18 protein-coding genes and 2 pseudogenes are annotated in these 17,366 nt (G+C 60.3%); 9 read left to right on the top strand and 11 right to left on the bottom strand.

Annotated elements, in window-relative coordinates; all coding sequences use genetic code 11:
- Position 1 precedes the first annotated feature (1 nt).
- The 5 genes from WDO70_09485 to WDO70_09465 are packed head-to-tail and all read left to right on the top strand — an operon-like array spanning position 2 to position 5,221.
- On the top strand, positions 2-928 hold the full coding sequence (locus tag WDO70_09485) for a ribokinase (protein ID MEJ0063407.1): 927 nt from the start codon (positions 2-4) through the stop codon (positions 926-928).
- A 50-nt stretch (positions 929-978) separates the two neighbouring features.
- Positions 979-2,190, top strand: coding sequence for a tryptophan synthase subunit beta (trpB, locus tag WDO70_09480; protein MEJ0063406.1), 1,212 nt, complete (start codon positions 979-981; stop codon positions 2,188-2,190).
- Positions 2,187-3,008, top strand: a complete 822-nt coding sequence (gene trpA / locus WDO70_09475) for a tryptophan synthase subunit alpha (protein MEJ0063405.1) — start codon at positions 2,187-2,189, stop codon at positions 3,006-3,008. Before trpB ends, trpA begins: the two co-directional genes overlap by 4 nt.
- A 3-nt stretch (positions 3,009-3,011) precedes the next feature.
- Positions 3,012-3,899: an acetyl-CoA carboxylase, carboxyltransferase subunit beta gene (accD, locus tag WDO70_09470; protein ID MEJ0063404.1), complete on the top strand. Its 888-nt coding sequence runs from the start codon at positions 3,012-3,014 to the stop codon at positions 3,897-3,899.
- Positions 3,896-5,221 carry a folylpolyglutamate synthase/dihydrofolate synthase family protein gene (locus WDO70_09465; GenBank protein ID MEJ0063403.1) on the top strand — a complete coding sequence of 442 codons (1,326 nt, stop codon included), beginning with the start codon at positions 3,896-3,898 and terminating at the stop codon, positions 5,219-5,221. The genes accD and WDO70_09465 overlap by 4 nt, the downstream gene beginning before the upstream one ends.
- Positions 5,222-5,265: 44 nt before the next feature.
- Here the strand turns inward: WDO70_09465 and WDO70_09460 are convergent, their stop codons facing one another.
- On the bottom strand, positions 5,266-5,505 hold the full coding sequence (locus WDO70_09460; protein ID MEJ0063402.1) for a hypothetical protein: 240 nt from the start codon (positions 5,503-5,505) through the stop codon (positions 5,266-5,268).
- A gap of 298 nt (positions 5,506-5,803) precedes the next feature.
- Here WDO70_09460 and WDO70_09455 point away from each other — a divergent pair, with 298 nt between their 5' ends.
- Complete coding sequence (locus WDO70_09455) at positions 5,804-6,505, top strand: ABC transporter substrate-binding protein (protein MEJ0063401.1); 702 nt, start codon at positions 5,804-5,806, stop codon at positions 6,503-6,505.
- A gap of 16 nt (positions 6,506-6,521) precedes the next feature.
- Here the strand turns inward: WDO70_09455 and WDO70_09450 are convergent, their stop codons facing one another.
- On the bottom strand, positions 6,522-7,001 hold the full coding sequence (locus WDO70_09450) for a helix-turn-helix transcriptional regulator (protein ID MEJ0063400.1): 480 nt from the start codon (positions 6,999-7,001) through the stop codon (positions 6,522-6,524).
- Between the two features lie 225 nt (positions 7,002-7,226).
- Positions 7,227-8,831, bottom strand: a complete 1,605-nt coding sequence (lnt, locus tag WDO70_09445) for an apolipoprotein N-acyltransferase (protein MEJ0063399.1) — start codon at positions 8,829-8,831, stop codon at positions 7,227-7,229.
- A 210-nt stretch (positions 8,832-9,041) separates the two neighbouring features.
- On the opposite strand from lnt, the gene WDO70_09440 reads away from it, so the two are divergent.
- A complete protein-coding gene (locus WDO70_09440; protein ID MEJ0063398.1) occupies positions 9,042-9,686 on the top strand; it encodes a hypothetical protein in 645 nt (214 codons plus the stop codon).
- Here the strand turns inward: WDO70_09440 and WDO70_09435 are convergent.
- Positions 9,683-10,639: a hemolysin family protein gene (locus tag WDO70_09435; protein MEJ0063397.1), complete on the bottom strand. Its 957-nt coding sequence runs from the start codon at positions 10,637-10,639 to the stop codon at positions 9,683-9,685. The two genes, WDO70_09440 and WDO70_09435, sit on opposite strands and share 4 nt — an antisense overlap.
- A gap of 7 nt (positions 10,640-10,646) precedes the next feature.
- Positions 10,647-11,183: an rRNA maturation RNase YbeY gene (gene ybeY, locus WDO70_09430; protein ID MEJ0063396.1), complete on the bottom strand. Its 537-nt coding sequence runs from the start codon at positions 11,181-11,183 to the stop codon at positions 10,647-10,649.
- Between the two features lie 302 nt (positions 11,184-11,485).
- Here ybeY and WDO70_09425 point away from each other — a divergent pair, with 302 nt between their 5' ends.
- Complete coding sequence (locus tag WDO70_09425) at positions 11,486-13,060, top strand: sigma-70 family RNA polymerase sigma factor (GenBank protein MEJ0063395.1); 1,575 nt, start codon at positions 11,486-11,488, stop codon at positions 13,058-13,060.
- 49 nt (positions 13,061-13,109) lie between these two features.
- Here the strand turns inward: WDO70_09425 and WDO70_09420 are convergent, their stop codons facing one another.
- Positions 13,110-13,541 (bottom strand): NUDIX hydrolase, encoded by a 432-nt coding sequence (locus WDO70_09420; protein MEJ0063394.1) that lies wholly within the window; start codon positions 13,539-13,541, stop codon positions 13,110-13,112.
- A gap of 86 nt (positions 13,542-13,627) precedes the next feature.
- On the opposite strand from WDO70_09420, the gene WDO70_09415 reads away from it, so the two are divergent.
- Complete coding sequence (locus tag WDO70_09415; protein ID MEJ0063393.1) at positions 13,628-13,810, top strand: hypothetical protein; 183 nt, start codon at positions 13,628-13,630, stop codon at positions 13,808-13,810.
- Between the two features lie 305 nt (positions 13,811-14,115).
- Here the strand turns inward: WDO70_09415 and WDO70_09410 are convergent, their stop codons facing one another.
- From WDO70_09410 to WDO70_09390, 5 genes and pseudogenes are all read right to left on the bottom strand, one after another.
- The gene (locus WDO70_09410) at positions 14,116-14,331 is read right to left on the bottom strand and encodes an ATP-binding cassette domain-containing protein (GenBank protein ID MEJ0063392.1); all 216 of its coding nucleotides are present in this window, start codon (positions 14,329-14,331) and stop codon (positions 14,116-14,118) included.
- On the bottom strand, positions 14,261-14,851 hold the full coding sequence (locus WDO70_09405) for a hypothetical protein (GenBank protein MEJ0063391.1): 591 nt from the start codon (positions 14,849-14,851) through the stop codon (positions 14,261-14,263). The genes WDO70_09410 and WDO70_09405 overlap by 71 nt, the downstream gene beginning before the upstream one ends.
- Positions 14,841-15,302: a hypothetical protein gene (locus WDO70_09400; protein MEJ0063390.1), complete on the bottom strand. Its 462-nt coding sequence runs from the start codon at positions 15,300-15,302 to the stop codon at positions 14,841-14,843. Before WDO70_09400 ends, WDO70_09405 begins: the two co-directional genes overlap by 11 nt.
- 6 nt (positions 15,303-15,308) lie before the next feature.
- A pseudogene (phbB, locus tag WDO70_09395) lies at positions 15,309-16,029 on the bottom strand (acetoacetyl-CoA reductase).
- Between the two features lie 47 nt (positions 16,030-16,076).
- Positions 16,077-17,251 (bottom strand): annotated as a pseudogene (locus WDO70_09390) (acetyl-CoA C-acetyltransferase).
- Between the last annotated feature and the right edge of the window lie 115 nt (positions 17,252-17,366).

Below are 17,366 nucleotides of genomic sequence, written 5' to 3'. Positions count from 1 at the left end.
CATGCCCAAGGTCGTCATCGCCGGCAGCATCAATATGGACGTCGTCGCCTATGCGAGACGCTTGCCGCTGCCCGGCGAGACGATCCATGCCGAAAAGCTCGAGTATTTTCCCGGCGGCAAGGGCCTCAATCAGGCCATTGCCAGCGCGCGCTACGGCGCTTCCACGATGCTTGCGGGCAAAGTAGGCGAAGACGATGCCGGCATTCGCCTGCTGGCTTATTTGAAGGAAAATGGAGTCGATGTTTCTCTTATCGGGACATCCGGCAAAGAACATACCGGCACGGCGCTGATCACGGTCGCGGGCGACAAAAACACCATCGTCGTTGCCGGCGGGGCGAATATGGAGCTTTCGCCCAAGGATGCGCAACGAATCCCGCTTTCCCCCAACGATATAGTGGTCAGCCAGTTCGAGACGCCGCTGCCCTTCGTTACGGCGCTCTTCGTCCGGGGCCATGCCAATGAAACGATCAATATTCTGAACCCGTCGCCCGCGCGCAAGATTCCGCGCGGCCTGATGCGGGCCACCGACATCCTGGTCGTCAACGAAACCGAACTCGGCATGCTGGCAGAGGCCGCCATCAAGGAAAATGCCTCGGCAAGCCGGATCGTCCGCCATGCGGCTTCGATCGCAACCCATCGCGGCCAAAGAATTGTCGTCACGCTGGGCAAGCGCGGCCAGATCAGCGTCATGGACGGCAAGCATGCCGAACATCCTCCCAGGCAGGCCCGCAGGGCCGTCGACCCGACGGCGGCAGGCGATTGCTTTCTTGGCAATCTGGCGGGTGGTCTGGCGGAAAACCGCAGTTTCGATGCCGCGATGGAATTTGCCTCCGCGGCGGCGGCCATGTCGGTCGAAGTCAAGGGCGCGGCGCCCTCCCTGCCGGCCCATGCCGCTATTCTCAAGCGGTTTCCCGAATTGCGCTCCTAGGGTCTGGAGGCATTTGACGCAAGGCCGAAAGCCCGTCTATGAGGTACGGCATGACCATCGCCAATTCCTTCAAGCAAATGCCCGACGCGCGCGGCCATTTCGGCCCTTATGGCGGGCGTTATGTCGCCGAAACGCTGATGCCGCTGATCCTCAGGGTCGAGGAAGCCTATATCGCGGCCAAGGATGATCCGGCTTTCCAGGCCGAGCTTGATTATTATCTCGAGCATTATGTCGGGCGGCCTTCGCCGCTTTATTACGCGGCGCGGATGACAGAGTCTCTCGGCGGCGCGAAAATCTATTTCAAGCGCGAGGAGCTCAATCACACCGGCGCGCATAAGATCAATCATTGCATGGGGCAGATTTTGCTCGCCAAGCGGATGGGCAAGACGCGCATCATCGCCGAGACCGGCGCGGGGCAGCATGGCGTGGCGACCGCGACGGTCGCGGCGCTGTTCAACCTGCCCTGCACCGTCTATATGGGCGCGCTCGATGTCGAGCGCCAGCAGCCCAACGTGTTCCGCATGAAGCTGCTCGGCGCGGAAGTCGTGCCGGTGGAAAGCGGCTCGCGCTCGCTCAAGGACGCGATGAACGAGGCTTTAAGGGACTGGGTCGGCAACGTCCATGACACGTTTTACATCATCGGCTCGGTCGCGGGGCCGCATCCCTATCCGATGATGGTGCGCGATTTTCAATCGATCATCGGCCGCGAGACGCGCGCGCAGATGCTGAAGGCCGAGGGGCGGCTGCCCGATACGCTGGTCGCCTGCGTCGGCGGCGGATCGAACGCGCTCGGCCTGTTTCACGATTTTCTCGATGAGTCCGAGGTGAAGATGATCGCGGTGGAGGCGGCGGGACACGGGGTCGATACCGACAAGCATGCCGCCAGCCTGGCCGGAGGCTCGCCCGCCGTGATGCACGGCATGAAGAGCTATTACCTGCAGACGCCGGACGGGCAGATCACCGAGGCGCATTCGATTTCCGCCGGTCTCGATTATCCCGGCATCGGGCCGGAGCATGCCTGGCTGTTCGACAACAAGCGCGTCGATTACGTTTCCATCACCGACAATGAGGCGCTGGACGCTTTTCAGTTCTGCGCGAAGATGGAAGGGATCATTCCGGCGCTTGAGCCTTCGCATGCGTTGGCGCAGGTGATGAAGATCGCGCCGGGATTGCCCAAGGATCATCTGCTCGTCGTCAATCTCAGCGGGCGCGGCGACAAGGATATTTTCACCGTGGCGAAGATGCTGGGAGTGGCGATATGACCGGCCGCATCGCCGCCGCTTTCGCCAAGACCAAGGCGGCGAACCGCGCCGCCTTGATCGCCTTCGTCATGGCGGGCGATCCCGACCATGAGACGGCGGCGAAGATTCTGCGCGAGCTGCCGGGCGCGGGCGCGGATATCATCGAGCTCGGGATGCCGTTCAGCGATCCGATGGCGGACGGACCCGCGATCCAGGCCGCCGGTCTGCGCGCGCTGAACAATGGCGCGACGATGCATCGCACGCTCGATCTGGCGCGCGGCTTCCGCCGCGAGAACCAAAAAACGCCGCTGATTCTGATGGGATATTTCAATCCGATCCTCGCCTATGGGCCGGAAAAATTTATCGAGGACGCGGCGCAGGCCGGCATCGACGGTTTTATCATCGTCGATCTGCCGCCCGAGGAAGATGAAGAATTCCGCAGCGGCGCGCAGGCCGCCGGATTGGACGTCATTCATCTCGCGACGCCGACCACCGATGCCGCGCGGCTGCCCAAGGTGCTGAACGGCGCGAGCGGATTTCTTTATTATGTCTCCATCACCGGCATCACCGGCACCAAGAGCGCCGCCGGGAAAGACGTCGCCGAAGCCATCGCCGAGTTCCGCCGCCACACGAAACTGCCCATCGCGGCCGGTTTCGGGCTGCGCGCGCCGGAACAGATCAAGGCCATCGCCGGGGATGTCGACGGCGTGGTGGTCGGCAGCGCGCTCGCCGGTTGCATTGCCGCCAACCTTGACGGCACAGGCCAAGCCGGGGCACAAATGATGCCCAACCTGCTTGGCCTCGTCCGGCAACTGGCCGATGCCGCGCATAGGAACTGATTCATGAACTGGCTGCAAAATTTCGTCCGCCCTAAAATCCGGGGCCTTGTCGCGCCCTCGAAGGACGTGCCCGACAATCTGTGGGACAAATGCCCGGGTTGCGGCGCGATGCTGTTCAAGCGCGAACTCGAGGAAAATCTGGATGTCTGCCGCCACTGCGGCCATCACCTCAAGCTCAGCGCCGTGAAGCGCTGCGACATCCTGTTCGATGGCGCCCAGTATAAATTCATCGAAATGCCGAAAGTGCGTCCCGATCCGCTCAAATTCCGCGACCAGAAACGCTATGCCGAGCGGCTCAAGGACGCGCAAAGCAAGACCGGGCGGAATGACGCGCTGATCGCCGCCGAAGGCAAAATCGGCGGCCAGAGCGCCGTCGCCGCCGTCTTCGACTTCGCCTTCATGGGCGGATCGATGGGAACCGGCGTCGGCGAGGGCTTCGTCGTCGCCGCGCGCCGCGCGATCGAAACCCGTTCGGCCTTCATCGCGATTCCGGCTTCGGGCGGCGCGCGGATGCAGGAAGGCGCGCTATCCTTGATGCAGATGCCGCGCACGATCATCGCGGTGGAGGAAGTCCGGCGCGCCGGACTTCCCTATATCGTGGTTCTTACCGATCCGACCACCGGCGGCGTGACGGCGTCTTTCGCCATGGTCGGCGACATTCACATCGCCGAGCGCGGCGCGACGATAGGCTTCGCGGGCGCGCGGGTGATCGAAAGCACGATCCGCGAAACGCTGCCGCCGGGATTTCAGCGTTCCGAATATCTGCTCGATCACGGCATGGTCGATATCGTGGTGACGCGCAAGGAGCTGCACGCGACGCTCGCGCGCATTCTCGGCCTGCTGATGCCGGGAACGGCGATGCTGCCCCGCCTCGTCGGCGCGCGCGCATGACCGAAGCGCGGGAAAATTCCGTAGCGATGCTGGCGCGGCTGGAAGCCGAATTCCCAAAACTCGATATAAGCCTGCGTCCCGCCTATTACGATCTGCTCAACGCGCTCGGCAGCCCGCAGGAACATCTGCCGCCGGTGATCCATGTCGCGGGCACGAACGGCAAGGGCAGCACCTGCGCCTTTCTGCGCGCCATGCTGGAAGCGGCGGGCAAGCGGGTGCATGTCTATACCTCGCCGCATCTCGTCGATTTCAACGAACGCATCCGCTTGGCCGGAAAACTGATCGGCGAAAATGAGCTTGTCGCCATTCTCGCCGAGGCTGAAGCCAAAGCGAAAGCGGCGTCCGGCGCGGTCAGCTTTTTCGAGCTGATCACGGCGGCGGCTCTTGCCGCTTTCGCGCGGACGCCTGCCGATTTCCTGGTCATGGAAACCGGCCTCGGCGGGCGTCGCGATTCGACCAATGTCGTGGCGAAGCCTATCGCGACCGCGATCACGCGCATTTCCTTCGATCACCGCGATTATCTCGGCAAGACGCTCGCCGACATCGCCATGGAAAAAGCCGGAATCATGAAAGAGGGCGTTCCCTGCCTGATCGGGCATCAGACGGCGGACATCGAGCCGGTCTTCGCCGCGGAGGCCCAAAAAATCCGCGCTCCGCTGCTGCGCTTCGGGCGCGAATGGCGCGTCGATCCGTCGGGCAGCAAGGCTTTCCGTTATGCCGACCGCCTGGGAACGCTGGAACTGCCGCTGCCCGGCTTGCTGGGCGCGCACCAGATTGCTAATGCCTCGCTGGCGCTGGCTATCCTGCGGCTCGGCGCGGGCGAGAAAATCAGCGACCACGCCATTGCCGACGGCTTGCAGAAGGTCGAATGGCCGGCGCGGCTCCAGCGACTCAAAAGCGGGCCTCTTATCGACCTCATCCCCAAAAACTGGGAATTATGGCTCGATGGCGGGCATAATGATTCGGCGGGCGAGGTGCTGGCGATTCAGGCTGAAGACTGGAAGCACCGGGACGGCGCGCGGCCCAAGCCGCTTTTTATCGTCTACGGCATGCTGAACAGCAAAAATCCGCAGGAATTTCTCGCGCCGCTCGCGTCTCATGCGGCGGCGCTGCGGGCGGTGACGATTCCGGGCGAACCCAACAGCCTGACGCTTCGGGATGCCGTCGCCGCCGCCGCCGCCGCCGGAATTCACGATCCAGCCCCGGCGCTCGACATGCGTCAGGCGGTGCAGGATTTATCCCGCCAAAGCGCCGCCGCCGCCCGGCTCCTGATTTGCGGCTCGCTCCATCTTGCGGGCGAAGTGCTGCGGCACCATAAGTAAAAAAATCCGCCGCAGCTTTGAGATCTGCGGCGGAGCAGTTTCTTTTACTTCTTGATCTCTTCTTTCTTGATCTCGGTGGGCTTGATGTCTTCTTTCTTGCCTTCGAGATGGATCGTCTTGTCCTGAGTTACCCCGCTGGCGGGCGCGGAGGCGGTCACGGGCAGGGCAGGCGCCGCCGTCTCGACCGCCGCGACCGGCGTCGTGCTCGGCGTAACCGGCGCGACCGGCGGCACGGTGTCGCTTGCCATGGCGGGGGCGGCAAGGGCGGCCATAAGGGCGGTCATTATGGTCGTTTTCATCATGCGGTTCATTGGTTCGTCCTTTCTTGCTGGTTGTGGGCTGCAACATCTGCGCCTTAGAAACTCCATGAAACGATGCCGGCATGGCCCTCTCGGGGCGCGCTCATGGCATTTTCGCCTTATTGATTGAGACTTCTTTACGAATGCCGTGGCAGAATATTGTCGAATCCTCTGCCGTCGTTAGGGGTGCGTCGGGCATATTCTGGTCTTGCCAACGCCAACGATCGCGCTATACAGGAATAGGACGTCCGCTCATGTTGCAGAATCATCCAGGGGTCAAGGGATGTTAGACAAAAAATCTTTTACCTTCTTCGCGCTCGCGGCATGTCTGGCTTTGACGCCGCTTCCGGCCTGCGCCGCGCCCAAGGCGGCGAAAGCGGCCGACAAGCCGGCGGAAAACGCGCAAACCAGCGCGGATCAATTTATCCAGAAACTCGGCGACCGCGCCGTATCGATTCTCGCCGACAAAGCTACCGATCAGACGACCAAGGAAGCTCTGTTCCGGGACATGATGCATGAGACGTTCGATCTCAAGACCATCGGCCGCTTCGTTCTCGGCCGGAACGCGTGGATGGGCGCGACGATCCCGCAGCAGGAGGAATATAGCTCCCTGTTCGAGAAACTGGTGATCCAGATATACACCGACCGTTTCGCGTTCTATTCAGGCGAAATCTTCAAGGTCATATCGAGCCGCCCCGAGGGCGATCGCGATTTTATCGTCACGAGTCATGTGGTGCGCCCGGCCAGCACGCAGCCCATCGTCGTCGATTGGCGCGTCCGCAGTACCGAAGGGCATATGGGAATTATCGACGTGATCGTCGAAGGTATCAGCATGAGCGTTACGCAGCGCCAGGAATACAGCGCCATCGTTCAGCGCAACGACGGCAAAATCGACGAATTGCTGAAATTGATGCATGAGCGGCTGGACAATACTGCCGCGCAAAACAAGAAGGATAGAAGCGAATCCTGGACGACCGCTCAGTAAAGCGGAGCAGCCCCCTCTACGCCCCCTCCGACTCGCCTCCGGCAATAGCCTTGATGAGTTCGAGCATTTTACGCCGCTGCTTCGGATCGGTGATTTTATAAAAGGCCCGAACCAGGTCCAGCGTTTCCCGTTTTTGCAGCAGATCGTTCGGCGTCGCCGCTTCGTCCAGCAGCGCGCTCTGCCCTGTGCCTTCGGCAAAACCGGTCTGCGCCTGGGCATTCGTGTCCGCCGCGATATGCGCGGGCATGTCGCCATAAAAATAGGAAACCGGCACAGAGAGAATTTGCGCGATACGGAAAAGCCGGCTGGCTCCCATCCGGTTGGCGCCGCGCTCATATTTCTGGATTTGCTGGAAGGTCAGCCTTACCGCATCGCCCAGTTTTTCCTGACTCATGCCGAGCAGCATCCGTCTTTGCCGAAGACGTTGACCCACATGAATATCGATCGGGTCCGGCTTGCTTTCGACGGGATCGAATGTCGCTTCTTTGTGTTGCACTACTATTTTAGCCATTGCTGCCGTAAACCTTTCTGATTATTCAATCAATATAGACTCAAGGATCGCTGCGGCATACCATTTTATGCAAAAATCAATATGAATCCACTTTTTTGTATTGCAGGCTGAAATGCAATTTACATTTGTTCATGAGTTTTAGCCTCGCGTTCTAATATATATTGTTGCAACTCAAGAGCTGATAAGCTGCGGAGGCGCGTGCCAGCCCAGCTAAGATTTCGGAACGCGGCCTTGCCGGTTCTTGAACGGCGACAGACATATGCCGACTCCGGTTACTAGCCATAAAACGATCAGGATAAGGTTCCCATAGTGACTATATGGGGTTGCCTTCTCCAACGCCAAGGGCAACTGCGTATCTATTCTTCCTTTTTCTTCAAGCGCCAATTGCTGGATAACGCGTCCGTAAGGATCGATTACCGCGGAGATACCAGTATTGGCCGCGCGTAAAATGGGCGTGCCTTCTTCGATAGCTCGCATACGCGCCGCATCAAGATGCTGATAGGGGCCGGAAGTCCGGCCATACCAGGCATCGTTGGTGACATTGATAAGCAACTGCGGCCGGTCGTCATGATCGGAAACTTCATGAGGGAAGATGATCTCGTAACAGATGAGCGGACTGGAAACCGGCAAGCCCGGTACCCGCAGGCTGCGCGGCCCCGTTCCGGCGAAGAATTCGCCAAGCCCCGCCGCCGCCGCCGCAATCGGGCCGAACTGCCGGAACGGCACATATTCGCCGAACGGCACGAGATGAAATTTATCGTAAGCCGCGATGACCGCCGCGCTTTTATCGATCGCGAGCAGGGAATTGAAAAAGCGGCGCTCGCCGTTGGCGGCGATAGCCTGGCGCGGCGCTCCGGTCAGCAGGATGGCATGTTCCGGCAGCGCGGCCGCGATCTGCAAGCGATGCGGCAGATCGTCCTCGAGAAAATAAGCGGCGGCGGTCTCCGGCCATATCACATGGGTGACGGGCCGAGCCGCGGGCTCGGCGGAAAGTTCCAGCAGCATGTCGAAATTCCGCGCGCGGTTTGCGGAATCCCATTTCATATTTTGGGCAATGTTCGGCTGCACCAGACGGACATAAGGTTCCGCGAGAAAAGCGGGCGGCGCTTGCATTCTTGCGCCTCCCCACAGGCCGAGCGCGGCGAAAACGCCCAGCGCCGCCAGATTGGCCGCGAGCGCGAAACGCCGCCTGCCTGCCGCCGCCAGCGCGGCGGGCAGGCATGCCGCGACCAGCGTCAGGAAAGTCAATCCGTAAAGGCCCAGCAGGCTCGCGGCCTGCGCCACCGGCAAAAATCCCATCCAGACGGAACCGAACAGATTCCACGGAAAGCCGGTGAACAGAAATCCCCGGACATATTCGGTAAGCGCGAACAGCCATGCGAGCAGAACGGCGTCCCACAGCCGGTTCTCCTCGCGCGCGAAACGATGGCGCAGCCATTGCCACGCCGCCGCCGCCAGCCCGTAATAACAGGCCAGCACGGCAGGCAAGCCCGCGACCGTGAAAGGCACCATCCAGCCGAAGCGCGCGAGATCGACGAACATCGCCGCCGCGATCCAGTACAGACCGAAAAGAAAATAGCCGAACGCGAAGCACCATCCCGCCGCGAAGGCCTGGCGCTTCTTTTGCGTTCCCCCGAGCAGCCAGACCAGGGCCGGAAATCCAACCCACAGAGCGGGGAAGAATCCGATGGGCGCAAGCCCGAGACAGCACAACGACCCCGCCGCGAAAGCAGCGCCGGCCCGCCGCCAGCCCCGAAGCCGAGCGAAGCCATTTGCCGCGCGGTCGAGAGAATCGAAAAAGAAATCCAAACTCATTGCCTATCCTTCACTCCCATGCGGTTACCACAATATCGGGTTCCCGGAAGAAATCCTTTTTAGTCGCGCGCCATGAAGCAGCCTTACCAAAATTCGGCAGTAATCTAACTAACTTGCGTATGGGCGCGCTATTTCATAAAAATCATTCGCCTTTGATTATAAAAATATTACTATGTTGCGCTTCGAGCGTCCGAGCGGGAAAAATTCTCCATGCAAAATACCTATCTGCCGGCGGAGGCTTTCATCAATGGCCGGTTTCATTATCGCGCCGTCGTCGCGGATAAAAACGGGCTGGTGGCCGAGTTCGTCTCTACGAGCAAGAATCTGGCCGGGCATACCCGTCTTCATCTTTCCCACCTAGCCGTGGAAACGCTGCAAAATTCGATGCGTGCGACATTAAGGACGCCGAAGCAAAATAACGGGGTGATCGCGCTACGCAAAAAATCGAATCTTAAAATGTCGCTGCTTTCTTTGACGGTCGCGTCGCATGAGCTGATGCGGCGGGTTTTTCCATACAGGCTGGTGTCGGTATCGCGCGACATGCGCGGCGCGCGCGCGGCGACCTTCGATCCTATAAGCTTGCCATCGGCGGCAACGGACGGCCAATGCCGGCTGACCGAAAACGAAGTGCTGAAAAAACTTCAAGAAGCTTACGGAGCCAATGTCAGGGTGGCCGCGCTGGAGACGGCAGTACAGCTCTTCGCGCAGTTGCCGAAAGGCCCGGCGGTTATTCTTGCTCACGATCACGGCTCGATTGCCGCCGGTCATCCGGGCTTTGTAGCAAGGATTATCGAAACGGCGGGGCAGCTGCTTCGCCGTTCCCTGCGGATTGGGCGGCCCGGCTTTGGATCCTAGCCGGCCCCTCCGGCCCGCTTGAGCGGCGCGGATTGGGGCGGCAGGGCCCGCACCGGCAGATTGCGCGCGCGCAGGCGCAGAATCCGGCTGTGATCGACTTCCAGCACGTCGAAGCGGATGCCGGAACTATGGGTAAAGCTTTCGCCCACGCGCGGCATCCTTCCGGCGATCAGGAAGACCAGCCCGCCCACGGTGTCGATCTCCGCCCGCTCTTCTTCGCTGAGAAGCTTGCCGACGCGCTGCTCGAAATCTTCGATCGGCAGACGCGCCTCGATCAGCATCGAGCCGTCGGCGCGAACGATAATCTGGGGACGCGCCACTTCGTCATGTTCGTCATTGATCTCGCCGACGATTTCTTCGACCAGGTCTTCGATCGTGACGATGCCGTCGATGCCGCCGAACTCGTCCACCACCATGGCCATGTAATGGCGCGCGGTTCGCATCTGTAAAAGAAGGCGGATGACGGCGGTGCTGGGCGGCACGAACAGCACCTGGCGCAAAAGGTCTTTGATCTTGCAGTCTTCGCCCTTGGCCAGGCAATTCATCACGTCCTTCATATGCACCATGCCCAGCACGTCATCGAGCGTCTCCCGATAAACGGGGATGCGGCTGTGCTGGCTCTCGGCCATGATGCGGGCAAGATCGGCAAGGCTGGTGTCGATCTCGGCGGCGATGATGTCGGCCCGCGGCTTCATGCAATCGGCGACTGTTTGCTCGCGCAGGCGGAGCATGTTGGCGAGCAGCAGCCGTTCGGCGGGCGACATATTATCCGCGGCGCTGCCTTCCTCGATAAGCTCCTCGACAGCTTCGCGCAGGTTGGGTGGGGGCTGCCTTTTGGCGAATTTCTCGCGCAGGCTTACCAGCGCCTGACGCAATCGACTTGGAGGCTCTTCTCCGTCCACAAGGACGACGGATGCTGAAGGAGCGCTTCTCGGCGTAGGTTGGTCCATCATGGGGTGTTTATCTGCCGCCGCTGTCGCATGGCGGTGTGTAGGGATCGGGTATCTTCATGGCGGCTAGAATATCGCGCTCCAGTTTTTCCATCGCGGCGGTTTGCCGCAATGTCCGATGATCATAGCCTAGAATATGCAAAATCCCATGAATCACAAGATGGATTTTGTGGTTAATCAATATCTTGTGTTCTCTATTCGCCTCACCCACTATATATTGATAAGAAAGTGAAATATCGCCGAGGAAAATCGGCTCTTTGTCCGGCTTTAGCCGCCCTAACTCGGGTTTCGTGAATTGCGGGAAAGACAAAACATTCGTCGATTTAGCGATGCCGCGGAACTGATGATTGAGTTCCGCCTGATGCTTGTCGTCGGTCAAGGCGACGGCAATGACATAGGAACCGGGCGGTAACTTCGCGCTTGCGGCAATCGGCGGCAAGGCGGGAAGCAATGCGGTCTCAAGCTTTTTCTGCCCCCGCCACAGTGGCGACAGCGGTACGAATTCAAGCGAAAGGCGCGCGCGACTATTCTTTTTGATGACGATCATAGAGGCTATCCCTATCCGGAAAGCAGAGGCCGCACAAGAAGCGGCCGGAAGCGACCCCATTTCGACATTAACCCATCATAAGGCTATGACCGTTCTTGCCCGTTATGCTAAGAGAACCTCTGAAAAGCCATGATACCGGGCTGCAAACCATACTTTTCTGCGCTTCCGCTGCTCACGTATATTGAATACGCTACGCCGCGGTTCTCGAAAAGCATGGTTTTCGCCACGGCCTGATGACTTTTCAGATGGTTTCTAAGACATGAATTATTATAAAGATAACCTCATATTTCGATGTATCATCCATGCGGCGCAAACCGTCCATAGCCGTGGAAGCCATGTCCAAACCTTCGGCAAAGGCTGATAAGGATATTCCGCATTCGCCGGATGCGACTGCCGCATATATGCGCAGCCTGGGCAACGCGGCGCCCCTGGACAGGGATCAGGAAGTCGTGTGCGCCCTGCGGATAGAGGCGGCGCGGGAAAGCGTCATCGAGAGATTGCTGGAGTCACCGAAAGGAGCCAGGGGGCTTCAGGCACTATATGCAAGCGTCGCCGGACGCAAGCGGCCCTTGGCGCAGATGATCGAATCTTTAAGCGATCCCGAAGCCATCGAGGCAATCGAAGCGAGTCCCGAGGGACAAAACCCGCCGAAGAAACCCGTCGATATCAAGAAATGGCTCGCAACCGCTGGCGCCATTGCCGCGCAATTGACGAAATATGAGACCGATCTTCAAGCTCCCGATCCCGGCCTCAATCCAGAAATCAGCCAAGAAAGAACAAAACTCGTTGCTCTGATATTCGATATGCGGCCAAAAGACGCGCATCTTCAGGACATAGCGAGACGCGCGGCTTCTCCAGCGGCTGCGAACGCGGTGCGGGAACTCAATGCCGCCAAAAATCACCTGATTGCCGCCAATCTGCGTTTTGTCGTTTCACGCGCGAAGCAATATATCGGGCGTGGCGTCTCCTTTATCGATCTCGTTCAGGAAGGCAATATGGGGCTGATGGCCGCTACGGAGAAATTCGATCATCGCCGCGGCTTCAAATTCATTTCTTATGCCAGCTATTGGATCAATCAGGCCCTGCTGAGGGCGGTCGACGATCAGGGCGCTCCCGTGCGCATTCCTGGCCATCAGTGCGAGAAAATCAGGAAATTTCGCAGCGTATCCACTGAAATTAATGTCAGAACCGGCGAGGAGCCGACGGCGGATTCGCTGGCGCAAAGATTGGACATGACTGTCGAAAAAATTAATGCCCTGCGGCAAAAGGCCGGATTCCGTTACACGAGCCTCGATGCGCCTGTCGATGGGGCGGAAGGGGGAACCGCGCTCGGAAACTTTATTCCGGATACGCGCGTTGATTCTTTCGCGGAACTTGTCGGTCACGAGATCAAGGCCGAGGCCGAACGGCTTTTAAAGACGCTGCCCGCGCGCGATCAAGAAATTATGCGCATGCGCTATGGAATCGGTGGCGGAACAGAACATTCTTGCGAAGATACGGGCAATAAATTCGAGCTTAGCAGGGAAAGAATTCGCCAGATCGAGGCAAGATCATTGAAAAAATTTGTCCGCCGGGGACATCATATGAGGCATTTAGTCGACGAAAACGCGCCTTTGCCGCGGCCGCGGCCACGCCTCGTCGAGGCCGCAAACCCGCCATCGCAGCCGGAAGCGCAGGCGCCGAAATCTTCGCGGCAGGAATCTCCCCTGCCGCTGCGGCTGCCGCACCCGCAGGCAAAATCTTCTCAGGCCGAATCGCCCCAACTCGAAACCTCGCCTCCATCCGAGTCCGCGGTTCATGCGTCGCCGTCGCCGTTCCGGCCTCCCGTCAAAAAACAAAAAAGCTCGAAGGAACCGGCATGGAAGCGGTGGTGGTGACGGGCTTTCCGAACCGGCTCTCAGGCGCGAAGCAGCGCCAAAGCCTGCTTCACGAGCTCGGCGTGCCAGGAACATTTGGCAGGTTGGATAATTCTTCCGCCGCGACCCATCGCGCCTCCCGGGCGTCGTCGCCGGGCACGATCTCGCCGCTGATCCAGTCGGCGGCGATCGCCGCCAGCAGAAAATGATGATCCGGCGCGGGCGAGCCTTCAGGCCCGATCACGTCCACGGTCGTAAAGCTCGCATAGGGCCTGCACAGGATGCCGGTTTCTTCGCGCACTTCCCTGACAGCGGCCTCGAACGCCGTCTCGCCCAGCCGGATGGCGCCGCCCGGCAATCCCCAAATGCCTTCGTAGGGCGGATTGCCTCGCAGCGTGAGCAGGAATTTTCCTTCGCGCCACACAACCGCCACGACCCCGGCCCAGGGCCGATCGGGCAGAAGGCGTCCTTTCGCGTCCGAATTAGGCGCAGCGGCGGTCATGCGTCCTTCCCGGCATGGCCTGCCAGATGTTTGCGCCATAATTCGCGGAACGGGCCGGGCGTAGCGTCAAGTTCCGCAAACGAGCCTTGCTGCACGATCGCGCCATCTTCCATCAAGCAGATATGATCGAAGCATGGCAAGAGGTGCAGGCGGTGAATCGAGACGATCATCGCTTTGTCCGGCATCGCGGCGAAAAGTCGGCTGAAGATGACCGCTTCGGTCGCAATGTCAACATGACTGGTCGGCTCGTCGAGGAGAAGAAGAGCTGAATCGCGCCCGGCCAGCAGGCCGCGCGCCAGGGCCAGCCGCTGTTTCTGCCCGCCGGAGAGGTGACGCCGCGTTCGCGGATGTCCGAGGCCAGTCCGCGCGGCAGACGCGCCGCCACTTCGCCGAAACCCGCCAGCGCGACCGCTTCATCGATGGCGGCCTGCGGCGTTTCAACGCCGAGCGTAAGGTATAGAGTACGGTGTTCTCGAAAATTTCGACATCCTGCGGCACCAGCGTCGCGCAAGCCGCCAGCGGGCGAAGATCGCGGAATCCGTTCCCGCCGATCTCAAGTTCCGCACCATCCACCTCATAAAGGGCCGCGCAACAGCGCCAGCAGCGTGCTTTTGCCGGCGCCGCTCCGGCCGATCAGGGCGATTTTGCGTCCCGCTGCGATGTCGAGGCCGATATCGCGCAAATCATGGGCTTGTCGTCGCCGTGATTGTGGGAAAAGTTCAGATTCCGTATCCGCGCCACGCTCCAGTCGGCAGGCGCGGCGGTGGCGCGTCCGCGGGCAATGCGGCATGGGCGCTCAGGATCGGCTCCACCGACTGCATGTCCGTATGCCAGCGCACATGGATGCCGTAACGGGCCATGAAGCCGCTGAACACAACGGTGATCATCGTGATATACTGAAACATCGCCACGGCGGGGCCGAGCGCGACGCTGCCGTCCGCTTGCCGGTGGGTGAGAACATAGGCCAGCAGCGTGCCGAGCTGCGTCGCCGTCATAAAAAGATAACCCGCCCTCCATTTGGCCTCGTTGAGCCTTATTTCGTCCCAGAGATAGGGCGTGGCGGCAGCGACACGGCGGTCAAGCTCGCCGCGCGTCCGGTCAGGAAGGCGCAGGGTGATCAGCGAGACGGCGTTCCCGACATAATCATAGAAAGCCGCCTTGGCATGATGATCGCATTCGGCGATCCGCTCATAGAGGGGGATAAGCTTCAAGGTGTCGAATTTATGCGAGACAGGAATCCTGTCATGGTCAGCGCCGACGCCACCGCCGCTGCCTGCGGCGCATAAAAGGAAAGAGCAATCAGCCCGCAATATAGCGCACCGCAAGCTCGATGACCGTGTACTGGTCCTGGGCGAAACTATGCAGCGCGCCGCCGGCCCGTGAAACGCGGTTGATCGTGTCGCCGGAATGGTGATCCTGGTGCCAGCGCAGCGGCAATTGCATGATTTTCGCATAACACAAATCACTGAAATGCCGGAAAATCTCGAAAGCCGTGCGCCGTTCGACGATCCGCGCCGGATTATTAAGCGTCCAGAAGATGAGCGTGACGCAGACATAAAGCGCCATCCAGTACAGCAGCGCGGGAAAAACCGGCCCCTGCGGATTTTGCAGCATGCCGATCATCGCGCCGAAGATCGAGGGCAGAAGCAAGAGGATGATATTGGCGGCGGTAAGCCGGCTATAAATCCGGATCAGTTCGTGGCGGTGAGCCCTGCCGTAGCGCCAGACCTGGCGATAAAGAAATAGATAGGATTGTCCCAAATCCGCTCAAGCAAGATACTGGCCGCCATTGACGGTAAGCGTCGAGCCGGTGATGAAACCGGCTTCGTCGGCGGCGAGGAACAGCACCGCGCGAGCGATTTCTTCGATCTTGCCGAGCCGCTTGACCGGAATTTTGCCGATGATCGCGTCGAGGACGTTTTGAGGGATCGTATTCATCATCTCGGTGTCGATATAGCCGGGCGCGATGGCATTGACGGTGATGCCTTTGATCGCGCTTTCCTGCGCCAGCGCCTTGGTGAAGCCGATGACGCCCGCTTCGCCGCCGAGTAATTGACCTGGCCGAGCTGTCCGGCCTGGCCGTTGATCGAGCTGATATTGACGATGCGCCCGAAGCCTTTCGCGCGCATGTCTTCGACGACCAGGCGCGACATATTGAACAGCGAGTTCAGATTGGTGTCGATGACTTCCCGCCACTGCTCCAGCGTCATTTTATGCAGCAGCGTATCGCGCGTGATCCCGGCATTGTTGACCAGAATCTCAACCGGCCCGAGGTCCTGGACGATGGCGGCGATGCCTTTCTGGCAGGTGTCGTAATTCGATACGTCGAATTTATAGACCGGAATGCCGGTGCGGGCCTTGAAGGCCAGCGCCTTCTCGTCATTGCCGTAATAGGTGGCGGCGACTTTATAGCCCGCGCATGCAGCGCGGCGGAAATCGCTTCGCCGATGCCTCTGGTTCCGCCGGTGACGACCGCAACTCTCCCCATGTCTCTTCCTTTGTGTCTTGGTTGCCGTTTTCCGAATTGTTTCCTAATTACTGGCCTTCGACGCACATCGCGATGCCCATGCCGCCGCCGATGCACAAGGTGGCGAGGCCTTTTTTCGCGCCGCGCTTTTGCATCTCATGGATCAGCGTCACGAGAACCCGCGCGCCGCTCGCGCCGATCGGATGGCCGAGCGCGATCGCGCCGCCATTGACGTTCACTTTCGCCGGGTCCCAGCCCATGTCCTTGTTCACCGCGCAAGCTTGCGCCGCAAAGGCTTCGTTGGCTCGATCAGATCGAGGTCGGCGGCTTTCCATCCGGCTTTTTCCAGCGCCTTGCGGCTAGCCGGGATCGGCCCGCTGCCCATCAGCGCCGGATCGACGCCCGCCGTCGCCCATGACACGATGCGCGCCAGCGGCTTGATGCCGCGCTTGGCCGCCAGCGCATCCGACATGAGAACGAACGCCGCTGCGCCGTCATTGATCCCCGACGCGTTGCCCGCCGTCACCGTGCCGTCCGCCGTGAAGGCCGGACGCAATTTCGCCAAAGCTTCGATGGTCGTGCCGAAGCGCGGGAACTCGTCCTGGCTGACGATTTCCTCGCCCTTTTTGTTCTTGACGGTCACAGGCGTAATTTCATCGGTAAATTTTCCGGCCTTGATCGCCGCCTCGGCTTTGTTCTGCGAGCCGAGCGCGAGCTCGTCTTGCATCGCGCGGGTGATCTGCCATTGGGCCGCGACATTCTCCGCCGTCTGGCCCATATGATAGTCGTTGAAAGCGTCCCAAAGCCCGTCCTTAATCATGGTATCGACCATCTTGGCGTCGCCCATCTTGACGCCGCCCCGCAGATGGATGGCGTGCGGCGCCTGGCTCATGCTTTCCATGCCGCCCGCGACGACGATCTCCTGATCGCCCGCCATGATCGAAACCATGCCGTTCGCCACGGCGCGCAGGCCGGAGCCGCAAATCTGGTTGACGGCATAGGCGGTCTTGTCCTTGCCGATTCCCGCGGCGATGGCCGCCTGCCGGGCAGGGCCCATGCCCGCGCCCGCCGCCAGAACATGCCCCATGACGACTTCTCCGGCTTCCGCCGCGTCGACCTTGGCGCGCTCGAGCGCGGCCTTGATGGCGATGGAGCCGAGCTGCGCGGCGCTGAAGCCGCTTAAACTGCCGTTGAACGCGCCGATAGGGGTGCGGGCGGCGCTGGCGATGACGATATTGGACATGGAAGAGGACATGGGGGCGGACTCCTTATAAGCGGTTGGCTACCGCTTTATATATGGGAACGAGAGGCTTTCCCATCAATCACCGGGCTGGGCAACTTGGACGGGAACATAAGCG

Source organism: Alphaproteobacteria bacterium, from assembly GCA_037200005.1.
Lineage (GTDB): Bacteria > Pseudomonadota > Alphaproteobacteria > UBA9219 > RFNS01 > JBBCGY01.
Note: the sequence above shows the minus strand (reverse complement) of the source record. Positions and strands in the feature narration are given on the sequence as shown.

Excerpts from the sequence above, each read along its gene's own strand:
- ybeY (MEJ0063396.1), bottom strand. The coding sequence starts at position 11,183 with ATGATCGTCATCAAAAAGAATAGTCGCGCGCGCCTTTCGCTTGAATTC.
- WDO70_09465 (MEJ0063403.1), top strand. The coding sequence starts at position 3,896 with ATGACCGAAGCGCGGGAAAATTCCGTAGCGATGCTGGCGCGGCTGGAA.
- WDO70_09435 (MEJ0063397.1), bottom strand. The coding sequence starts at position 10,639 with ATGATGGACCAACCTACGCCGAGAAGCGCTCCTTCAGCATCCGTCGTC.
- WDO70_09440 (MEJ0063398.1), top strand. The coding sequence starts at position 9,042 with ATGCAAAATACCTATCTGCCGGCGGAGGCTTTCATCAATGGCCGGTTT.
- WDO70_09485 (MEJ0063407.1), top strand. The coding sequence starts at position 2 with ATGCCCAAGGTCGTCATCGCCGGCAGCATCAATATGGACGTCGTCGCC.
- trpA (MEJ0063405.1), top strand. The coding sequence starts at position 2,187 with ATGACCGGCCGCATCGCCGCCGCTTTCGCCAAGACCAAGGCGGCGAAC.
- lnt (MEJ0063399.1), bottom strand. The coding sequence starts at position 8,831 with ATGAGTTTGGATTTCTTTTTCGATTCTCTCGACCGCGCGGCAAATGGC.
- trpB (MEJ0063406.1), top strand. The coding sequence starts at position 979 with ATGACCATCGCCAATTCCTTCAAGCAAATGCCCGACGCGCGCGGCCAT.
- WDO70_09410 (MEJ0063392.1), bottom strand. The coding sequence starts at position 14,331 with ATGCCGCATTGCCCGCGGACGCGCCACCGCCGCGCCTGCCGACTGGAG.
- WDO70_09455 (MEJ0063401.1), top strand. The coding sequence starts at position 5,804 with ATGTTAGACAAAAAATCTTTTACCTTCTTCGCGCTCGCGGCATGTCTG.
- WDO70_09425 (MEJ0063395.1), top strand. The coding sequence starts at position 11,486 with ATGCGGCGCAAACCGTCCATAGCCGTGGAAGCCATGTCCAAACCTTCG.
- accD (MEJ0063404.1), top strand. The coding sequence starts at position 3,012 with ATGAACTGGCTGCAAAATTTCGTCCGCCCTAAAATCCGGGGCCTTGTC.
- WDO70_09420 (MEJ0063394.1), bottom strand. The coding sequence starts at position 13,541 with ATGACCGCCGCTGCGCCTAATTCGGACGCGAAAGGACGCCTTCTGCCC.
- WDO70_09460 (MEJ0063402.1), bottom strand. The coding sequence starts at position 5,505 with ATGACCGCCCTTATGGCCGCCCTTGCCGCCCCCGCCATGGCAAGCGAC.